This window comes from Kitasatospora sp. NPDC093558 (genome assembly GCF_040683475.1).
Lineage (GTDB): Bacteria > Actinomycetota > Actinomycetes > Streptomycetales > Streptomycetaceae > Kitasatospora.
In genome coordinates, this window is record NZ_JBFBDY010000860.1 from 1 (window position 1) to 2,325 (window position 2,325).

Sequence of the window (2,325 nt, forward strand, 5' to 3'; positions counted from 1 at the left end):
GTTTGCCGGTCCCGTCCGTCGTGGGAGTCTCCTGGGCGTTTCTCGGAGCCCATGGAGGCGGCAGTGTCACATCCCTCTCGTAGAACGGTCCTTCGCCCCCGCGCGTGCCCCGCGGTGGCGGGGCGGTGCCCAGGGGCGACGGTGGGGATCAGACGGCGACGCCGCCCGTGCGGCGGCCGCGGCGCAGCGCGTAGGCGCCCGCGCCGAGCCCGCCGAGCAGCAGGACCGCGCCCGAGGCCAGGCCGCCGCCGGAGAGGGACAGGCCGCCGCCGCCGGTGTGGACGCCGCCGTGCGGGGCCTTGTGCTCCTCGCCCTTGTCGCCGTAGGCCTCGCTGCCCTTGTGCTCCTCAGAGCCCTTGTGCTCCTCAGAGCCCTTGTGCTCCTCCTTGCCCTTGTGCTCCTCAGAGCCCTTGTGCTCCTCGGTGGAGGAGGACCCCTTGGGCTCCTCCTTGCCCTTGTGCTCCTCGGAGCCGGTGCCCTTGTCGGGCTGCTTCTCCTGCCAGGTGAGGTTCTTGCCCTGGTCGTTGGATCCGTCCGCGAAGGCCAGGGGGGTGCCGACGGTCAGGACGGCGGCGACGGCCGCCCCGGCGAGCAGCGTGCGTGCAGAACGCATGAGGATGATCCTTCCGGCGCGCTGGCCCGCGACCGCCGGCGGGGTTGCCGGACAAGGGGATTCGCGGGGATTGCGCCTGATCCACCGTCAACCACCGTGCCGCCGCCTGCCACCGGAGGAGTGCAGGGCCCGCGCGGCCGGTGCGCCTTTCGGATGGACTCCCGGGCGTGTTCACCCGGGTGCGCGGGCGATCCGGGTGAACGGGGGTTACGGGCGGCCGCGGACCGTCGGTGCGGGGCGGTGGATCCGGGCACGCGTGGGCCCGCCCCCGGCGGTCGGCCGGGGGCGGGCCCAGGAGGGTCGCGGGTACTCCGGTGGGAGCCCAGCGGGGGCTCAGCGGGAGCTCAGCGGTCCCAGCGGTAGAACTCGCGCGCCATCGCGTCCTTCGGCTCGCGCCAGGTGGCGGGGTCGTACGCCTGGACGTAGGCGGTGAGGCGGTCGCTGACGGTCCGGAACTCCGGGTGGCCGAGGACCTTGGCGACGGCCGGGCCCGGCGGGCGGTCGGCCTCGATGAGGTGGAGGTAGACGTCGCCGAACTGGAATAGGCTGCGGCCGGTGACGCCGATCAGGTGCGGCAGTTCGCCCCGGTCGGAGTCGGCGAACACCTCGGCGATGTCGGGGGCCGCCTCGGGCTTCATCCGGGCGACGATCAGTGCGCGGTGCACGCCGCTCACCTCTCCCCGGCCCTGAGCTCGACCTTCTCGCGGATCAGCTGCATCTGGATCCGGGAGTTCTTGTTGATGTGGTTGACCATGCCGTCGTCGTCCACCGGCGCGGTCGGCTTCATGGCGAAGTCCTGGATCCAGCGCATCTTCGTGCCGGACGGGACCTCAGCGTACTCCCAGCGGATCTCCATGAACTCGAACGGCCCCGGTTCGACCCGGCGGGCGCGCACGGCGAGCGAGGCCTTGTCGGTGGTGCGCTCGGAGACCCAGCTCCACACCTTGCCGTTCTCGTCCGGGTGCATGGTGAGCCGGAAGCGGACGCTGTCGCCGTCGCGCTCCAGGACGTCGACGGAGGCGTACTCGCTGAAGAGGTCCGGCCAGTTCTCCAGGTCGTTGGTCATCTCCCAGACCAGGTCGAGCGGCGCGGCGATGACGATCTCGTTGTCGGTGTGTCCGGGCATGTCAGGCACCCTTCGGGGCGAGGGAGGCGTTCACGAGCTGGACGAACTCGGCCGGGGTCTTGGCGGATTCGGCGCCCGAGGTGACCTTGAGGCCGTGCCGGTTCTCCAGCTCGCCGACGACGCCGAGCAGGCCGAGCGAGTCGACGCCGAAGTCGTCGAAGTACGAGCCGGGGCGCTCCAGTTCGCCGGGGTCGACGGTGACGCCGGCCCGGGACTGGAGCAGGGCGGCCAGCTCGGGGTAACTGAGGGTCTTGCTCACGGGGTGTCCCTTCTCAGAACGGGGGTGGTTCAGGCCCGCTCCCCGCGCCGGAGCACCAGCGCGGAGTTGGAGCCCATCAGCCCGCGGCTGAGCACCAGTGCGGTGCGCAGTTCGGCCGGCCGGGCGCGGCCGGTCACCAGGGCGAGGTCGTGGCAGACCTCGGTGACGTTGGGGGTGGGCGGGAGCACGCCGTCCTCCATGGCGAGGACGGCGGCGGCGACGTCCAGCAGCGGGGCGCCGCAGTAGGCGCGGCCGGTGCCGGTCTTGGGCGCGGTGACCGGGACGCGCTCGGCGGCCGGGCCGAGGGCGTCGGCGAGGGCGAGGGCC

At 72.7% G+C, this 2,325-nt stretch carries 4 protein-coding genes and 1 pseudogene; all 5 read right to left on the reverse strand.

The window, feature by feature from the left end:
* Positions 1–148 precede the first annotated feature (148 nt).
* Positions 149–613, reverse strand: a complete 465-nt coding sequence (locus AB0O00_RS36190; protein WP_363658952.1) for a hypothetical protein — start codon at positions 611–613, stop codon at positions 149–151.
* Between the two features lie 344 nt (positions 614–957).
* Positions 958–1,278, reverse strand: coding sequence for a TcmI family type II polyketide cyclase (locus tag AB0O00_RS36195; RefSeq protein WP_363658953.1), 321 nt, complete (start codon positions 1,276–1,278; stop codon positions 958–960).
* A gap of 5 nt (positions 1,279–1,283) precedes the next feature.
* Positions 1,284–1,739 (reverse strand): SRPBCC family protein, encoded by a 456-nt coding sequence (locus AB0O00_RS36200; protein WP_363658954.1) that lies wholly within the window; start codon positions 1,737–1,739, stop codon positions 1,284–1,286.
* A 1-nt stretch (position 1,740) separates the two neighbouring features.
* Positions 1,741–1,998 carry an acyl carrier protein gene (locus AB0O00_RS36205; RefSeq protein WP_363658955.1) on the reverse strand — a complete coding sequence of 86 codons (258 nt, stop codon included), beginning with the start codon at positions 1,996–1,998 and terminating at the stop codon, positions 1,741–1,743.
* A gap of 29 nt (positions 1,999–2,027) precedes the next feature.
* Positions 2,028–2,325 (reverse strand): annotated as a pseudogene (locus tag AB0O00_RS36210) (ketosynthase chain-length factor); the annotation flags it as partial.

What these genes read in the sequence shown, in the direction of transcription:
- AB0O00_RS36200 (WP_363658954.1), bottom strand. Translation starts at nt 1,739, where the DNA reads ATGCCCGGACACACCGACAACGAGATCGTCATCGCCGCGCCGCTCGAC.
- AB0O00_RS36190 (WP_363658952.1), bottom strand. Translation starts at nt 613, where the DNA reads ATGCGTTCTGCACGCACGCTGCTCGCCGGGGCGGCCGTCGCCGCCGTC.